A 15,387-nucleotide genomic window follows, 5' to 3' on the forward strand; every position below is an offset into this window, starting at 1 on the left:
CGAGAACCTCGAGGGGATCGTGCAGGATGGACGAAAGACGCGGAACCGACGCAGCAGGCGGCGTGCTGGTCGCGGCGACCATGATCCTCGTCGCGATCCGGGAATGGGGCGGCGGCGCGGTCTTCTCCTATGCGTCGATGGCCACCAGCGTGGCGGCCCTCGTGCTGCTGTCGCTGAACGTGCGCTGGTCGCGCCGTGCCTTCCTGGTGATCGGTGCCGCGCTTTCTGCCATCGCCGTCGCGACCCTGCCCGACTGGCCCGGGGCGATCGCCCGGGCGCTTGGCGGCGCGGCCTTCATCATCGCGTTCTTCACGGCCCTGACGAGCCTGCGCAGCGCAGCCATCTCGTCCAAGCCGGTCTCCGATGCGGGACGTTTCCTCGCCGATCAGCCGCCCGGCCGGCGCTACCTCGCCCTGACGCTCGGTGGCGCGCTGTTCGGGCTGATCCTGCTTTACGGCGCGATCACGCTTCTGGGCTCCCTCTCGCGGCAAAGCGCGCAGGACGAAGCCAACCCCGAGATCACGCGGATCAGGCTGCGCCGGATGATGGTCGCGATCCAGCGCGGCTTCATCGCGACGCTGCCATGGTCGCCGCTGACCTTCGCCATGGCCATCTCGACAAGCCTCGTGCCCGGGTCGAGCTGGGCGGCGGCAGTCCTGCCGAGCCTCGTCTCGGGGCTGCTTCTCGCCGGGATAGGCTGGGCACTCGACACGGCGCTGAAACCCCGGATCACCGGCCCCCGCCCCGTCCGCCGCGCGCCCGAGGGCCGATGGGGCCGCAAGCTCGCGCCGCTTCTCATGCTCCTCGCGGTGCTGGGCGCGCTCATCACCGGGATCCACATCGCGACCGGCGTGGGTGTCGTCGGCGTCGTGATGGTCGTCGTGCCCCTCCTGTCGCTGCTGTGGATGGTCGAGCAGGACGTCCTCGGCCATCGCCGCGGCGTGATCGGCCATGTCGCCGAGCGCGCGCGCGACTTCGCGACGGTCGAGATGGCGGGCCTCAGGGCCGAGGTCGTCCTCCTCGCGATGGCGGGCTTCATCGGATCGCTCGGATCGAGCCTGACCGCACCGCTCATCGCGGATCGCGGCATCGACCTCGCCGGCATCTCGCCGTACTTCCTGCTGCTCGGCATCTTCTGGATCATCCCGATCACGGGCCAGTTCGGCATGAACCCGATTCTCTCGGCCTCGCTGATCGTGCCGCTGCTGCCGCTGCCCGCCGAGATGGGCGTGGCCCCCTCGGCCGTCATCCTCGCCATCACCAGCGGCTGGGCGCTCAGCGGGGCGACCTCGCCCTATACGGCATCCGTGATGATGGTCGGGCAATACGGCGGCGTCAGCGCGCTGCATGCGGGTCTCAGGTGGAACGGGCTCTACGCGCTCATCTGCGGCATCGTTCTGTCGGGATGGATCGCGCTCGCGGCGACGATCCTCTGAGGCATCCGACATTCGGGGAATGAGTGGCGCGGTTGACGGGGCTCGAACCCGCGACCCCCGGCGTGACAGGCCGGTACTCTAACCAACTGAGCTACAACCGCACTCTCGTTCGACGGGTCGTTCGGGGCAATGGTGGCGCGGTTGACGGGGCTCGAACCCGCGACCCCCGGCGTGACAGGCCGGTACTCTAACCAACTGAGCTACAACCGCCCATTGCCCGCTCGGACCCGGTCCGAACGTGAGGGGCGTTCTAGAAGCGCCGTCCGGGACCGTCAAGCGCGATCGGCCGCGATCCGTCGTTTTTCGACAGAAGCGGGCCGAGCCTGTTCCAGATCACGGCGACGATGGGGGTCGGATGGCCGAGCACGGACGTCGTCGTGGGCCCGGCCTCGATACCGCCATGCGCGGCATAGAACCGCCGCGCGGTACGATTGGCCGAAATCACGGTCAGCCAGACGCGCCCCTCGCCCCGCGCGTCCAGCCGTTCGGCCGCCGCGCGAATCAGCCGATGGCCGATCCCCGTTCCACGCCGCTCGGGCGATGCATGAAGGTTGTCGATGAACGGCCAGCCATGGCGCGTCATCAGCCTGACGAAGCCCACCAAGCGGTCCCCCTCGACCGCGCAGATCACGTCGGGCGGCAACACGGCCCAGCGCGCCGCCATCTCGGGCTCCAGCCGGTCGATCGCCTCCGCCGGCACGAACGGGGCGTAGGCCGACCGCCAGCTCGCGGTGTGAAGCGCGCGGATCGCGTCGAGGTCACCGGGCGCGGCGTCGCGCAGCGTGATCGTCAAGGTTGAGGTCCCGGCCCGGCTTCGGGCTCGAAGCTCATTCGAGCTCGTCCAGCGCGACCGATTTCCGCTCGATCTGGGCAGAGATATGCACCAGGTCCGCGACGCTGGCGGGCGGCCAATGCGTGGCGTTGTCGTAGGCCACCATCTCGCACAGCCGCGCCGAGAGGTTCAGCAGAACCCGGTCCCGGCTGCCATGATCGAGATTCCGGACCTGCACGCCGAGCTTCTCGAACAATGTGTTGAGGATGGCTTGATCTTCGTCCGGCAGGTAGTGATGCGGCATACCGTTGCTCCGTTGGGAATGGCACCTCGTCCTACGCGTTCGACAGGAAACAGGAAACGACCCGCCCCTGCGACGAATGCAGCACGTCGCTACCACACGTGGACCAATCGTGCAATTTCCAGCGCAAGCCCCGGCCTTCCCGGCCGGGCGCGGTGGTGGGCGATGACGGGCTCGAACCGCCGACATTTTCGGTGTAAACGAAACGCTCTACCAACTGAGCTAATCGCCCCTGAGCGCGTCTTATAGCGACGCGCGCGCGTCGGACAACCCCCCGTCGCGGGCTTGGGCCCCCGTCCGTTCAGCCGGCCACCTTTTCCCGAAGCGCGCGCTCGACCGCCGTGGGCACGAACCGCGAGACGTTGCCGCCGAGCCGCGCGATCTCCTTGACCAGCTTCGAGGCGACGGCCTGATGCTCGGTATCGGCCATGAGGAACACCGTCTCGACCGAATCATCGAGCACGCGGTTCATGCCGACCATCTGGAATTCGTATTCGAAATCCGCGACCGCCCGCAGTCCGCGGATGATGAGCTGCGCGCCCACGTCGCGCGCGCAGTCGATCAGCAGGTTCTCGAAGGGATGCACCCGGATCGTCATGCCGAAGCGTTCCTGCAGCGGACCGCATTCCGCCTCGATCATCGCGACGCGCTCGTCGAGCGAGAAGAGAGGCCCCTTGTCGCCGTTGATCGCGACCCCGATGACGAGCTCGTCGACAAGGGTCGCCGCGCGCTGGATAATATCCATATGCCCGAGCGTCACCGGATCGAAAGTTCCGGGATATAATCCAGTCCGCATGGTCCCTCCCCGTCCATTCGGGTGAAGCAACGCGATCGGGCGCGCGATTGCAAGGCCCAGTCAGTACCCCATGACCATCCCTTCGAGGGCGTCGCGCTCCATCCTCAGTTCCGACAGCCGCGCCTTGACCACGTCGCCGGTCGAGATGAGCCCGACCAGCCGCTCGTCCTCGACAACGGGCATGTGGCGAAAGCGGCCTTCGGTCATCCGCGTCAGGATCTCCTCAGTATTGTCCTGCCCCACGCAGGTCTCGACCTTGCGGGTCATGAGGTCCTCCACCCGCGCATCGAGGCATTCGGCCCCCTTGCGCCCGAGCTCGCGCACGATGTCACGCTCGGACAGGATGCCATCGGCCCGCTGACCGTCGCGCGACACGACGAGCGCACCGATCCTCTTCTCCGAAAGCACCGCCACCGCGTCGGCCACGCTCGCCTCGGGTGCGATCGTCTCCACCCCCGGTTGCGGCTTCGAGCTCAGGATCTGCTCTACCTTCATCGCGTCTCCTCCCTGCGAAATGGTCCTTTCACGATACATGCCCGGCGGGAATCCCAAAGGATTTTTCTCGCGATGGATCGAGACACTTTCACTCCCCCCTCCGCCCGCATACGCTGCCCCCGACCCGTTCCGTAGGAGGATTCCATGACGACCGAACTCAGCCACTGGATCGACGGCAGGCACGTGCCGGGCACGTCGGGCCATTTCGCCGACATCTTCAACCCCGCCACCGGCGAGGTTCAGGCCAAGGCGCCGCTGGCCACCAAGGACGAGCTCGACGCCGCCGTGCAGAGCGCCGCGAAGGCGCAACCGGGCTGGGCCGCGACCAATCCGCAGCGCCGCGCGCGGGTGCTCATGGAATTTGTGCGACTGCTGAACCGCGACATGGACAAGCTCGCCGAAGCGCTCTCGAAGGAGCACGGCAAGACCTTCGCCGACGCCAAGGGCGACGTGCAGCGCGGCCTCGAAGTGGTCGAGTTCTGCATCGGCGCGCCGCATCTGCTCAAGGGCGAATACAGCGACGGCGCGGGCCCGGGCATCGACATCTATTCCATGCGCCAGCCGCTCGGCGTGGTCGCGGGGATCACGCCCTTCAACTTCCCCGCCATGATCCCGATGTGGAAGTTCGCCCCCGCGCTTGCCTGCGGCAACGCCTTCGTCCTCAAGCCGTCCGAGCGCGACCCCTCCGTGCCGCTGATGCTGGCCGAGCTGCTGAAGGAAGCGGGTCTTCCCGACGGCGTTCTGCAGGTGGTGAACGGCGACAAGGAGGTCGTCGACGCGATCCTCGACAACGAGGTGATCCAGGCCGTGGGCTTCGTCGGCTCCACCCCCATCGCCGCCTATATCTACGAGCGCGGCTGTGCCAACGGCAAGCGCGTGCAGTGCTTCGGCGGTGCCAAGAACCACATGATCATCATGCCCGACGCCGATCTCGACCAGGCGGCCGATGCGCTGGTGGGCGCGGGCTACGGCGCGGCGGGCGAGCGGTGCATGGCGATCTCGGTCGCGGTGCCGGTGGGCGAAAAGACCGCCGACGCGCTGATCGAAAAGCTCAAGCCCCGCGTCGAGAAACTCAATGTCGGCCCCTGGTCGGACGAGGGCGCGGATTACGGCCCGGTCATCACCGAAGCCGCGCGCGAGAAGATCAAGGGCCTCGTCGAAAGCGGCGTCGAGGCGGGGGCCGATCTCGTCGTCGACGGACGCTCCATGGCGGCACCGCAGGGCTACGAGGACGGCTTCTGGGTCGGACCGCATCTCTTCGACAACGTCACGCCCGACATGGAGATCTACAAGCAGGAGATCTTCGGGCCGGTCCTGTCGACCGTGCGCGCCAAGTCCTACGACGAGGCGATGACGCTCGCCATGGACAACGAATACGGCAACGGCATCGCGATCTTCACGCGCGACGGCGACGCCGCACGCGACTTCGCCAACCGCATCAACGTGGGCATGGTGGGCGTCAACGTGCCGATCCCCGTGCCGCTCGCCTACCACACGTTCGGCGGCTGGAAGAAATCGGCCTTCGGCGACCTGAACCAGCACGGGCCCGACGCCTTCAAGTTCTACACCCGCACCAAGACCGTGACCGCGCGCTGGCCTTCGGGCATCAAGGAAGGCGGCGAGTTCAACTTCAAGGCGATGGACTGATGGAACGGGGTCCGGACCTTCCGCGACCGGGCGGCCCGTTGCGGCCATGCGACCCGGCGCGGGCGCGCCGGACCCCCGCCCGCGAAGGGCGCGGCCCGCGATGAGCGGGCCCGCCCCCATGACGCCGCCCAGCGCCGCGATCGTGGTCGGCACCTATCGCCATCCCTCGCAGACCTTCGTCAACCGACATGTGGACCACCTCTTCGACGGGCGGACCTGCATCATCGCGAGCGATCGCCGCGACGATCCGGGCAACCGCCCGGTCTTCGATCGGCAGGCCTTCCGCGGGCCGCTCCTCTGGCGCGCGGGGCGGCCCGTCGCCGCCGCCGCGCTTCATCTCGGGCGCGGAACGGGGCGCATCCCCTGGGGGGCCGAGAAGGCCGCGATCGCCGATTTCATCCGCGCCTCGGGCGCGACGGTGATCCTGTCGGAATTCGGCAGCAAGGCCATCCACGTGAGCGCCATCGCGCGCGAGCTGTCCCTGCCCTGCTTCACCTATTTCCGCGGCTCCGATGCCAGTTCCGAGCTTCGCAAGGCCCGGCGGCGGCGCAGCTACCGCGCGATGATGCCCGATCTCAGCGGCGTGATCGCCGTCAGCCGCTTCCTTCTCGACAATCTCGCGGCCGCCGGGATCGAGCATCCGAACGCGCATGTCATTCCCTCGGGCGTCGATCCGCGCCGCTTCGCCCCCGCCGAAAAGATCCCGGCGAGCTTTCTCGCCGTCGGCCGCATGGTCGAGAAGAAGGCCCCCGACATCACGCTTCGCGCCTTCGCCCGCGCCACCCGCGACCGTCCGGACGCGACCCTGCGCTTCATCGGCAGCGGTGCCCTGCTCGACCCCACGCGCGCGCTCGCGCAAGAGCTCGGACTGGCCGATCGCGTCCGCTTCGACGGCGCGCAGGACCACGAGACGGTGCGCCGCGCCCTCGCCTCAGCCGAAGTCTTCGTCCAGCATTCCGTGACGGCCGCGGACGGCAATACCGAAGGCCTGCCCACGTCGATCCAGGAGGCGATGGCCTCGGGCTGCGTGACGGTCGCCACGCGCCATGCCGGGATCCCCGAGGCGATCGACGACGGGGTGAGCGGCTGGCTCGGTCCCGAACGCGACGAGGATGCCTTCGCCGCGCTCATGGAACGCGCGCTCGCCGCCGATACCGCCGCGATGGGGGCCACCGCCCGCCGCGTGGCCTGCGAGCGGTTCGACAACACGCGGCTCCTCGCGCGGCTCGAGGACGTCCTGCAGGGAGCATCGCGATGAGCGACGGCACATCCTTCACCATCGGCATCGAGGAGGAATACCTGCTCGTCGATGCCGAGACGTTCCAGCTGTCGGATGCGCCCGACGAGATGCTCGGGGCCGCCCGCGACGCGCTCGGCGATCAGGTCGCGCCCGAATTCCTGCGCTGCCAGATCGAGGTCGGCACGAAGGTTTGCGCGGGCATTTCCGAGGCGAGACAGGATCTGTCGCATCTGCGCCGCGAGATCGCCCGCATCGCGGGCGAGTTCGGCCTGAAACCCATCGCCGCGGCCTGCCATCCAACCGCCGACTGGACCGAACAGACCCACCGCGACCGCGACCGCTACAACGATCTCGAGCGGGATCTCGCCGCGATCGGGCGGCGCATGATGATCTGCGGCATGCACGTCCATGTCGGCATTCCCGACAATGACGACCGCATCGACCTGATGAATCAGGCCAAGTACTTCCTTCCGCACCTGCTCGCGCTCTCGGCCTCCTCGCCGTTCTGGCAGGGCGAGGATACCGGCCTCGCCTCCTACCGGGTCGGGGTCTTCGACAACCTGCCGCGCACGGGCCTTCCGCCCCGGCTCGACGGATGGGGCGACTACCGGCGGTCCGTCGACACGATCGTCGCCACCGGCATGATCGAGGATGCCTCAAAGATCTGGTGGGACCTGCGCCCCTCCGAGAGTTTCCCGACGCTCGAGACGCGGATCTGCGACGTGATGCCGAGGCTCGACGACACGCTCGCCGTCGCGGCCCTCATCCAGTGCATCCACGGGATGCTCTCGCGGCTCAAGGATTCCAACCAGCGCTGGCGCATCTACGAGAACTTCCTCATCGACGAGAACCGCTGGCGCGCCCAGCGCTACGGCTGCGACGAGGGGCTGATCGACCTCGGCCAGGGCGCGGTCAAGCCGATGCATCTCCTCGTCGACGAACTCATGGACCTCGTCGCCCGCGAAGCCGAGATCTTCGACTGCCAGGGCGCGATCGCCCGCCTCCGCGACATCGTGCGCGAGGGCAATTCCGCCACCCGGCAGCGCGCCGTCCATGCCCGCGCCAGGGCCGAAGGGGCCGACGACGCGCAGGCGATGAACGCCGTCATCCGATCGCTGACCGAGGAATTCCTCGCGGGGGGCGACGCATGAACTTCGCCATGACCGAAGAGCAGGAGGCCATCTTCGACATGGCCCGGTCGTTCGGGCGGGATCGCATCGCACCCCATGCGCGCGACTGGGAAGCGCAAGGCACCATCCCCCGCGATCTCTGGTCCAGGGCCGCCGAGCTGGGCTTCGGCGGCCTCTACGTCTCCGAGGAGGCGGGCGGCGTCGGCCTCTCGCGGCTCGACGCGACGCTGGTCTTCGAGGCCCTCAGCATGGCCTGCCCTTCGGTCGCCTCGTTCCTGTCGATCCACAACATGTGCGCGTCGATGCTCGACCGATACGGCTCGGACGATCTCAGGGCGCGTCACCTCGCGCCCGCCATCGCGATGGACCACGTGCTGAGCTACGCGCTCACCGAACCGGGATCGGGCAGCGATGCCGCCGCGCTCTCCACCCGGGCGGTCCGCACGGATGACGGCTTTTCCGTCACGGGGTCCAAGGCCTTCATCTCCGGCGGGGGCTATTCCGACGCCTATATCGTCATGTGCCGCACGGGCGGGGACGGACCGCGCGGCATCTCGGCGCTGGTGATCGAGGACGGGGCCGAGGGCCTTGGCTTCGGCGGGCTCGAGGACAAGATGGGCTGGCGGTCCCAGCCGACCCGCTCGCTCCGGATGGACGAATGCCGCGTCCCGGCCGCCAACCTGCTGGGCGACGAGGGGGCGGGCTTCCGCTATGCCATGGCCGGGCTCGATGGCGGGCGGCTCAACATCTCGGCCTGCTCGCTCGGCGCGGCGCAGGCCGCGCTCGACGCGACGCTCGGCTACATGCGCGAGCGGAAGGCCTTCGGATCGGCACTGTCCGAGTTCCAGGCCCTGCAATTCCGCCTCGCCGATCTCGAGATCGAGCTTCAGGCCGCGCGCGTCTTCCTCCGGCAGGCCGCGTGGATGCTCGACCAGGGGCATCCGGCCGCGACCAAGCATTGCGCGATGGCCAAGAAATTCGTGACCGAGGCCGGAAGCCGCATCGTCGATCAATGCCTGCAACTTCACGGCGGCTACGGCTATCTCGCCGATTACGGCATCGAAAAGCTCGTCCGCGACCTGCGCGTGCACCAGATCCTCGAAGGCACGAACGAGATCATGCGCCTCATCACCGCAAGGAGCCTGCTCAGCCAATGACCGACACGATCATCCGCAGGACCGGCCGGGCCGGGCGCATCACGCTCGACCGCCCTCGCGCGCTCAACGCGCTCACCCACGCGCAGAGCCTCGAGATCGAGGCCGCGATCACCGCCTGGGCCGACGATCCCGAAGTGGACGTCGTCGTGCTCGACGCTATGGGCGAAAAGGCCTTCTGCGCCGGCGGCGACATCGCCGCGATGTACCATGCGGGGATCGCGGGCGATGTAGAAAGCGCCCGTGCCTTCTGGCGCGACGAATACCGTCTCAACGCCAGGCTCGCGACCTATCCGAAGCCGATCGCCGCCTTCATGCAGGGCTTCACCATGGGCGGCGGCGTGGGCCTGGGCGGGCATGTCGGCTGCCGCGTCGTCGGCGACAGCACCCGCATCGCGATGCCCGAATGCGGCATCGGTCTCGTCCCGGATGTGGGCGGGTCGCTGCTTCTGGCGCGGACACCGGGACATGCGGGCGAATATCTGGGCCTCACCGGCGCGCGGATGAAGGCCGCCGACGCGATCTGGGCGGGTTTCGCCGATCTCTACCTGCCCGAAGACGGCTGGCCCGACCATATCCGCAAGATCGAGGAAACCGGCTCCCTCGACGCGCTGCGCGAGGCGGCACGCGATCCGGGCGCATCCGATCTGGCGGCCCGCGCCCCCTGGATCGACGAATGGTTCGCGCATGAGGACCTCGTCGACGCCTTGCAGCACCTCGAGGGGCAAGACGACGGTTTCGCGCGCGAAACGTATGAGGCCGTCACCCGCGGATCGCCGCTTTCGGCCGCGGTGACCTTCGCGCTCATCCGCGACGTGCGGGGCCACGGCACGATCGAGCATGCGCTCGACATGGAATACCGTGCGACGCATCGCGCGATCTCCGACGGCGACCTCCTCGAGGGGATCCGCGCCGCGGTGATCGACAAGGACCGCACGCCGAAATGGCGCCACGACCGCATCGCGGACGTCACCGGGGACGAGGTCGCGGCCATGCTCGCGCCGCTCGGCACCTGATCGAGATCACGGATGGGGGGAGACATCATGAAGATCGGCTTTATCGGCCTCGGGAACATGGGATTGCCCATGGCCGAGAACCTCGCCCGCGCGGGCCACGACATCGCGGGCTTCGACGTGGCGGGCATCGGCTCGGACATGTTCACCAGCGCCGCCAGCGCGGCGGAGGCCGCGCGCGACGCGGATGTCGTCATCACGATGCTTCCGAGCGGCGAGATCCTGCGCCGCGTGACGGACGAGATCGTCCCGGCCATGAAACCGGGCTCGGTCTTCCTCGACTGCTCGACCGTCGACGTGGAAAGCGCCCGCGACGTGGCCGAGACGGCGCGACGCGCCGGTCTCTCCGCGCTCGACGCGCCCGTGTCGGGCGGGATCGGCGGGGCGAAGGCCGGCACGCTCACCTTCATGGTGGGCGGCGATGCGGACGGGTTCGAACGGGCCGGATCGCTCTTCGACATCATGGGGGCCAAGGCCGTCCATTGCGGGCCGTCCGGCAACGGTCAGGCGGCCAAGATCTGCAACAACATGATCCTCGGCATCACCATGATCGGCACCTGCGAGGCCTTCGCCCTCGCCGACCGGCTGGGGCTCGACCGGCAGGCGATGTTCGACGTCGTCTCGACCTCCTCGGGCTATTCCTGGTCGATGAACGCCTATTGCCCGGCGCCCGGGATCGGCCCCGAAAGCCCCGCCGACAACGACTACAGGCCCGGCTTTTCGGCCGATCTCATGCTCAAGGATCTGCGCCTCGCGCAAAAGGCGGCCGAGGCCGCGGGGGCCGACACGCCGCTCGGCCTCGCCGCGCGGGACCTCTATGCCCGCTTCGTCGAGGAGGAGGACGGTGCGGGGCGGGACTTCTCGGCGATGCTGCCGCGTTTCGCGGGAAGGAAACGGTGACGGGGGCGCTGCCCCCGATCGCCGCGGCGCGGCGATTCCCCCGGAGTATTTGAGGGACAGATGAAGGGGGCCGAGTGGCGGGGATAGCCCTCCGGGCGCGGGTGGTTTAAGAGGCTCCGAATTCCTTGCCCTGCCTTTCCGGAGCCACCCATGGACCGCATCCTCGTCACGTCGGCCATTCCCTACATCAACGGGATCAAGCATCTCGGCAATCTGGTGGGCAGCCAGCTTCCCGCGGATCTGTTCGCGCGGTTCCAGCGCGCCCGCGGCCGCGAGGTCCTGTTCCTCTGCGCGACGGACGAACACGGCACGCCGGCCGAGCTTGCCGCCGCCAAGGCCGGTAAGCCCGTCGCCGAATATTGCGCCGAGATGTGGCAGGTCCAGAAGGACCTGAGCGACGGTTTCGGGCTCAGCTTCGACATGTTCGGGCGGTCCTCCTCGTCGCAGAACCGCGCGCTCACCCAGTATTTCGCGGGCCGGCTCTTCGAGGCGGGACTGATCGAGGAGCGCTCCGAGACGCAGATCTATTCGAAGGCCGACGGCCGCTTCCTGCCCGACCGCTATATCGAGGGCACCTGCCCCAATTGCGGCTACGACCGCGCGCGGGGCGATCAGTGCGAGAATTGCACCAAGCAGCTCGACCCGACCGACCTCATCGACGCGCGCAGCGCGATCTCGGGCTCCACGGATCTCGAACCGCGCGAGACCAAGCATCTCTATCTCCTGCAAAGCCGGATGCGCGACGACCTGCGCGACTGGATCACCGGCAAGACCGACTGGCCCATCCTCACGACCTCCATCGCGCGGAAATGGCTCGACGACGGCGAGGGGCTGCGCGACCGCGGCATCACCCGCGATCTCGACTGGGGCGTGCCGGTCCGTCGCGGCGACGCGGATTGGCCGGGAATGGAGGGCAAGGTCTTCTACGTCTGGTTCGACGCGCCGATCGAATACATCGCCGCGGCCCATGAATGGGCGGATGCGAACGGCCTGTCCGAGGCGGACTGGCAGCGCTGGTGGCGCACGGATGCAGGCGCGGACGATGTCCGCTACGTGCAATTCATGGGCAAGGACAACGTGCCCTTCCACACGCTGAGCTTCCCGACGACCATCATGGGCACCAATTCCGTCGGCGCGGAACAGTGGAAGCTCGTCGATTACATCAAGTCGTTCAACTACCTCAATTATGCGGGCGGTCAGTTCTCGACCAGCCTCGGGCGCGGCGTCTTCATGGACCAGGCGCTCGAGATCCTGCCGGCCGATTACTGGCGCTGGTGGCTTCTGAGGAACGCCCCCGAGACGAGCGATGCCGAATTCACCTGGGAAAGCTTCCAGGCCGCGTCGAACCGCGACCTCGCCGACGTGCTCGGCAATTTCGTGAGCCGCGTGACCAAGTTCTGCCGCTCGAAATTCGGCGAGACGGTCCCCGCGGGCGGCACCTACGGCGAGGCCGAGGACGCCGTGATCGCCGATCTGGAGATCCGCGTCGCCGCCTATACCGCGCATATGGAGGCGATCGAGGTCCGCAAGGCCGCCTCCGAGCTCCGCGCCATCTGGGTCGTCGGCAACGAGTACCTTCAATCGGCCGCCCCCTGGTCGGTCATCAAGGAGGACGAGGACCGTGCCGCGGCGATCATCCGCTTTTCGCTCAACCTCGTGCGGCTCTATGCGGTGCTCTCGGCACCCTTCGTGCCGAATGCCGCGCAGAAGATGCTCGACGCGATGGACTGCCCGGCCGACTGGCCCGACGACGTGCGGCAGGCTTTGTCGCATCTCGACGGCGGCCATGCGTTCGAGGTGCCCGAGAACCTCTTCGGGAAGATCACCGACGAGGAACGGGACGACTTCGCCGCACGTTTTTCGGGCACGCGCTGACGCGAAAGCCGCCTGTCGCGACCGGGTCCGCCGGCGCGCTCCGAGAAGACTGGCGCAAGATGGCGCAAATGTGATTTGATGGCACCACAGCCCGGCATGATCCGGTGCAGAGAGGGGGCCCCGTGAACGAAGAGGAGAAGGCCCTCGCGGCCGAATACGCGCTCGGCCTTCTCGACGACGAGGAGGCGCGACGGATGACCCGCCTGCGCGAGGACGATCCCGCGCTGGGGGCCGAGATCGCCTTCTGGCAGGAACAGATGGCGAGCCTACTGGCGAGCGTCGAGCCGATCGCGCCGCCGCCCCGCATCCTCGACGGGATCGAGGGACGCATATTCGACGACGCGCACCATCAGGACTGGCTCGGCACACTCCTCCTCCCCGAGAACCGCCCGATGCTGGTCGCGATCGTCGCCGCGAAGGCCGTACTCATTGCCGGCATCCTGATCTTCCTGCTCTGAGCCCCGATCGTGCAGGCGCTACCGCGCCGCGCGCGTCTCCGTCCCGTCCTCGGTCCGGGATTGCGGGCCAAGGCACTGCCCCAGATAGAAGAACAACGCGATCGCCGTCAGCAGCGTCGCCCCGAAGCTCGTGAGGATGATCGGCCAATCCCCTTCCGTCCCGTCGCTGATGACGAGCGTCAGGATCGCGGCCAGCGGGATATGCGACAGGACGATGCATGCGAGCCGGATCCGTCTGATGGCCGCCTGTCTCATCGCCTCTCGGCCTCGCCCGTTTCGCGAATACGCATCTCGCGCGCCACTCTAGGGCGATCCGCGCGGGCTTGCAAACGGCGCGTGACCGCACGAATTCGTGATTCTAACCGCGCGGGCGCGCCCGCATGTCGGAGATCTTCGGCTGGAGCGGGTGAAGGGAATCGAACCCTCGTCTTAAGCTTGGGAAGCTCCTGCTCTACCATTGAGCTACACCCGCCTCAGGCGCGGTGATTACGCCGGGCGGGCCCGCGTCGTCAAGAGGCGGCGGAGCACCGCCTCCGCGATGGAATCGCCCCTCCCCGCCCCTAGATAGGAGGCGAAAGCAATCGAAGGAGCATCCGGATGTCTTTGAAGAACATGGCCGTGAAGATGGCACTCGCATTCGCCGCGGCGAAGGGCGTGCAGGCGTTCCAGAGCGCTGGCGGCATGGAAGGGCTCAAGCGCAAGATGGCCGAACAGCAGCGCAAGCAGGGCAGCGGCGCGGGCGCGAAGACACCGGGCCTCGGCTCGGGCGGATCGGGCGGCGGGCTGAGCGACATCCTCGGATCGCTGGGCCTCGGCGGCAGCGGCGGCGGCACGGCTGCGGGCGGCAGGCATGGCGGCAATTCGCTCGCGGGCATTCTTGGCGGGCTCGCCGGGGCCTCGAGCGGCGCGGCCGGGGCCGGCAAGATGACCGGCCTTCTCGACCGCACGCGCGAGACGCCCGAGGATACCGCCGAGGAGGAGCAGGTCTCGGGCCTTATGGTGCGCGCAATGATCCAGGCCGCCCGCGCGGATGGCGAGATCGACCCGACGGAGCGCCAGACCCTGATGGAGATCATCGGCGACAGCGACCCCGAGGAGACCGCCTTCATCCAGGCGCAGATGACCGCGCCGGTCGATGCCGAGGCCCTGGCCCGCGACACGCCCGAAGGCCACGAGATCGAGATCTACACCAGCGCGGTCCTCGCGATCGAGCCCGACAACCGGGCCGAGGCCGAGTTCCTCGACACCCTCGCGCAGGGCCTGAAGCTGACGCAGCATCAGGTCAACGACATCCACGACGCGCATGGCAAGCCGCCGCTCTACACGCTGTAATCCGGTGTCGCGCTATCTCGTCTACGACGTGTTCACGGATCGCCCCTTCGGGGGCAATCCGCTCGCGATCTTCCCCGAGGCGGACGGCATTTCCGAAAATGCGCTGCAATCCATCGCGCGGGAGTTCAACTTCTCCGAGACGGCCTTCGTCCTCGCGGACGAGGATCACGACGCCCGCATCCGCATCTTCACCCCGACGCAGGAGGTCCCCTTCGCGGGCCATCCGCTGATCGGCACGGCCGTCGCGCTGGCCGATGCGGGGGCCGGACCGGGGCTCAGCCTCGCTCTGTCCGGCGGCATCGTCGCGGCCCGGGCCGAGGGCGGGCGCGCGTCCTTCCTGCGCGACGCCCCGCTCGACATCCTGCACGACAAGGTCGATCCGGCCATCGTCGCGCGCTGCCTGGGCCTTCCGCAAGCCAGCGTCGCGGGGGCGGTCATGGCATCGGTCGGCCTGCCCTTCGTGCTTGCCGAGACGGGATCGCGCGAATGCCTCGACGCGGTGCTCTGCGACATCGACGCCTTTCGCCGCGGTCACGCGCTCTACCCGTCGGATTTCGATTTCGCGATCCTCGCCTATCACCGCGAGGGGTCCGCGATCGAGGCGCGGATGTTCGCCCCGCTCGACGACATCCCCGAGGACCCGGCGACCGGCAGCGCGGCCGCCGCGCTCGGGGCGTTCCTGCGCGCATCCGAAGGGCGCGATCTCGATCTCCGCATCTCGCAGGGGGTCGCCATGGGCCGCCCCTCGCTGATCGAGGTCTCGGCCCGCGCCGAGGGCGTCACCATCGCGGGCCATGCCGTGCGCGTCATGGAGGGGCGGCTCCTCGTCTGAAGAATG

Annotated in this window: 16 protein-coding genes and 4 tRNA genes; 11 read left to right on the forward strand and 9 right to left on the reverse strand. The window is 68.3% G+C overall.

What is annotated here, in order from left to right:
* Positions 1–26 precede the first annotated feature (26 nt).
* The gene (locus tag RVY76_RS09110; RefSeq protein WP_317373565.1) at positions 27–1,436 is read left to right on the forward strand and encodes a hypothetical protein; all 1,410 of its coding nucleotides are present in this window, start codon (positions 27–29) and stop codon (positions 1,434–1,436) included.
* Between the two features lie 24 nt (positions 1,437–1,460).
* Here RVY76_RS09110 and RVY76_RS09115 read toward each other — a convergent pair.
* From RVY76_RS09115 to RVY76_RS09145, 7 genes are all read right to left on the reverse strand, one after another.
* Positions 1,461–1,537, reverse strand: a tRNA-Asp gene (locus tag RVY76_RS09115).
* 32 nt (positions 1,538–1,569) lie between these two features.
* Positions 1,570–1,646 (reverse strand) — tRNA-Asp (locus RVY76_RS09120).
* 40 nt (positions 1,647–1,686) lie between these two features.
* Positions 1,687–2,229, reverse strand: a complete 543-nt coding sequence (locus tag RVY76_RS09125) for a GNAT family N-acetyltransferase (protein ID WP_317373566.1) — start codon at positions 2,227–2,229, stop codon at positions 1,687–1,689.
* A 34-nt stretch (positions 2,230–2,263) separates the two neighbouring features.
* Entirely contained in the window at positions 2,264–2,512 is a 249-nt protein-coding gene (locus RVY76_RS09130) for a hypothetical protein (protein ID WP_317373567.1), read from the reverse strand.
* A 153-nt stretch (positions 2,513–2,665) separates the two neighbouring features.
* Positions 2,666–2,741: transfer RNA gene (locus tag RVY76_RS09135), tRNA-Val, on the reverse strand.
* 69 nt (positions 2,742–2,810) lie between these two features.
* Positions 2,811–3,305, reverse strand: a complete 495-nt coding sequence (coaD, locus tag RVY76_RS09140; protein ID WP_317373569.1) for a pantetheine-phosphate adenylyltransferase — start codon at positions 3,303–3,305, stop codon at positions 2,811–2,813.
* A 60-nt stretch (positions 3,306–3,365) separates the two neighbouring features.
* A complete protein-coding gene (locus RVY76_RS09145) occupies positions 3,366–3,800 on the reverse strand; it encodes a CBS domain-containing protein (protein ID WP_317373570.1) in 435 nt (144 codons plus the stop codon).
* 144 nt (positions 3,801–3,944) lie between these two features.
* Here RVY76_RS09145 and RVY76_RS09150 point away from each other — a divergent pair, with 144 nt between their 5' ends.
* The 8 genes from RVY76_RS09150 (at position 3,945) to RVY76_RS09185 (ending at position 13,217) form a co-directional block, all read left to right on the forward strand.
* On the forward strand, positions 3,945–5,447 hold the full coding sequence (locus tag RVY76_RS09150; protein WP_317373571.1) for a CoA-acylating methylmalonate-semialdehyde dehydrogenase: 1,503 nt from the start codon (positions 3,945–3,947) through the stop codon (positions 5,445–5,447).
* Between the two features lie 100 nt (positions 5,448–5,547).
* Positions 5,548–6,705, forward strand: a complete 1,158-nt coding sequence (locus RVY76_RS09155) for a glycosyltransferase (protein WP_317373572.1) — start codon at positions 5,548–5,550, stop codon at positions 6,703–6,705.
* Positions 6,702–7,838, forward strand: a complete 1,137-nt coding sequence (locus tag RVY76_RS09160) for a carboxylate-amine ligase (protein ID WP_317373574.1) — start codon at positions 6,702–6,704, stop codon at positions 7,836–7,838. Before RVY76_RS09155 ends, RVY76_RS09160 begins: the two co-directional genes overlap by 4 nt.
* Positions 7,835–8,974, forward strand: coding sequence for an acyl-CoA dehydrogenase family protein (locus RVY76_RS09165; RefSeq protein ID WP_317373576.1), 1,140 nt, complete (start codon positions 7,835–7,837; stop codon positions 8,972–8,974). The genes RVY76_RS09160 and RVY76_RS09165 overlap by 4 nt, the downstream gene beginning before the upstream one ends.
* Positions 8,971–9,987 (forward strand): 3-hydroxyisobutyryl-CoA hydrolase, encoded by a 1,017-nt coding sequence (locus tag RVY76_RS09170; RefSeq protein ID WP_317373577.1) that lies wholly within the window; start codon positions 8,971–8,973, stop codon positions 9,985–9,987. Before RVY76_RS09165 ends, RVY76_RS09170 begins: the two co-directional genes overlap by 4 nt.
* Positions 9,988–10,014: 27 nt before the next feature.
* Positions 10,015–10,884, forward strand: a complete 870-nt coding sequence (gene mmsB / locus RVY76_RS09175) for a 3-hydroxyisobutyrate dehydrogenase (protein ID WP_317373578.1) — start codon at positions 10,015–10,017, stop codon at positions 10,882–10,884.
* Positions 10,885–11,034: 150 nt separating this feature from the next.
* Positions 11,035–12,759, forward strand: a complete 1,725-nt coding sequence (metG, locus tag RVY76_RS09180; RefSeq protein ID WP_317373579.1) for a methionine--tRNA ligase — start codon at positions 11,035–11,037, stop codon at positions 12,757–12,759.
* A 122-nt stretch (positions 12,760–12,881) separates the two neighbouring features.
* The gene (locus RVY76_RS09185) at positions 12,882–13,217 is read left to right on the forward strand and encodes a hypothetical protein (protein ID WP_317373580.1); all 336 of its coding nucleotides are present in this window, start codon (positions 12,882–12,884) and stop codon (positions 13,215–13,217) included.
* 18 nt (positions 13,218–13,235) lie between these two features.
* Here RVY76_RS09185 and RVY76_RS09190 read toward each other — a convergent pair whose 3' ends face one another.
* Together RVY76_RS09190 and RVY76_RS09195 are read right to left on the reverse strand one after the other, a co-directional pair.
* Positions 13,236–13,472 carry a hypothetical protein gene (locus RVY76_RS09190; RefSeq protein ID WP_317373581.1) on the reverse strand — a complete coding sequence of 79 codons (237 nt, stop codon included), beginning with the start codon at positions 13,470–13,472 and terminating at the stop codon, positions 13,236–13,238.
* A 143-nt stretch (positions 13,473–13,615) separates the two neighbouring features.
* Positions 13,616–13,689 (reverse strand) — tRNA-Gly (locus RVY76_RS09195).
* Between the two features lie 125 nt (positions 13,690–13,814).
* Between RVY76_RS09195 and RVY76_RS09200 the strand changes: the two genes are divergently transcribed.
* Positions 13,815–14,549, forward strand: a complete 735-nt coding sequence (locus RVY76_RS09200) for a DUF533 domain-containing protein (protein WP_317373582.1) — start codon at positions 13,815–13,817, stop codon at positions 14,547–14,549.
* A 4-nt stretch (positions 14,550–14,553) separates the two neighbouring features.
* The gene (locus tag RVY76_RS09205) at positions 14,554–15,381 is read left to right on the forward strand and encodes a PhzF family phenazine biosynthesis protein (protein WP_317373583.1); all 828 of its coding nucleotides are present in this window, start codon (positions 14,554–14,556) and stop codon (positions 15,379–15,381) included.
* Positions 15,382–15,387 lie beyond the last annotated feature (6 nt).

The organism is Palleronia sp. LCG004 (assembly GCF_032931615.1).
GTDB lineage: Bacteria > Pseudomonadota > Alphaproteobacteria > Rhodobacterales > Rhodobacteraceae > Palleronia.

Bases quoted from the DNA above. Each gene is read 5' to 3' on its own strand.
- coaD (WP_317373569.1), bottom strand. From the start codon at position 3,305: ATGCGGACTGGATTATATCCCGGAACTTTCGATCCGGTGACGCTCGGG.
- RVY76_RS09165 (WP_317373576.1), top strand. From the start codon at position 7,835: ATGAACTTCGCCATGACCGAAGAGCAGGAGGCCATCTTCGACATGGCC.
- mmsB (WP_317373578.1), top strand. From the start codon at position 10,015: ATGAAGATCGGCTTTATCGGCCTCGGGAACATGGGATTGCCCATGGCC.
- RVY76_RS09110 (WP_317373565.1), top strand. From the start codon at position 27: ATGGACGAAAGACGCGGAACCGACGCAGCAGGCGGCGTGCTGGTCGCG.
- RVY76_RS09160 (WP_317373574.1), top strand. From the start codon at position 6,702: ATGAGCGACGGCACATCCTTCACCATCGGCATCGAGGAGGAATACCTG.
- RVY76_RS09155 (WP_317373572.1), top strand. From the start codon at position 5,548: ATGAGCGGGCCCGCCCCCATGACGCCGCCCAGCGCCGCGATCGTGGTC.
- metG (WP_317373579.1), top strand. From the start codon at position 11,035: ATGGACCGCATCCTCGTCACGTCGGCCATTCCCTACATCAACGGGATC.
- RVY76_RS09190 (WP_317373581.1), bottom strand. From the start codon at position 13,472: ATGAGACAGGCGGCCATCAGACGGATCCGGCTCGCATGCATCGTCCTG.
- RVY76_RS09130 (WP_317373567.1), bottom strand. From the start codon at position 2,512: ATGCCGCATCACTACCTGCCGGACGAAGATCAAGCCATCCTCAACACA.
- RVY76_RS09145 (WP_317373570.1), bottom strand. From the start codon at position 3,800: ATGAAGGTAGAGCAGATCCTGAGCTCGAAGCCGCAACCGGGGGTGGAG.
- RVY76_RS09200 (WP_317373582.1), top strand. From the start codon at position 13,815: ATGTCTTTGAAGAACATGGCCGTGAAGATGGCACTCGCATTCGCCGCG.
- RVY76_RS09150 (WP_317373571.1), top strand. From the start codon at position 3,945: ATGACGACCGAACTCAGCCACTGGATCGACGGCAGGCACGTGCCGGGC.
- RVY76_RS09170 (WP_317373577.1), top strand. From the start codon at position 8,971: ATGACCGACACGATCATCCGCAGGACCGGCCGGGCCGGGCGCATCACG.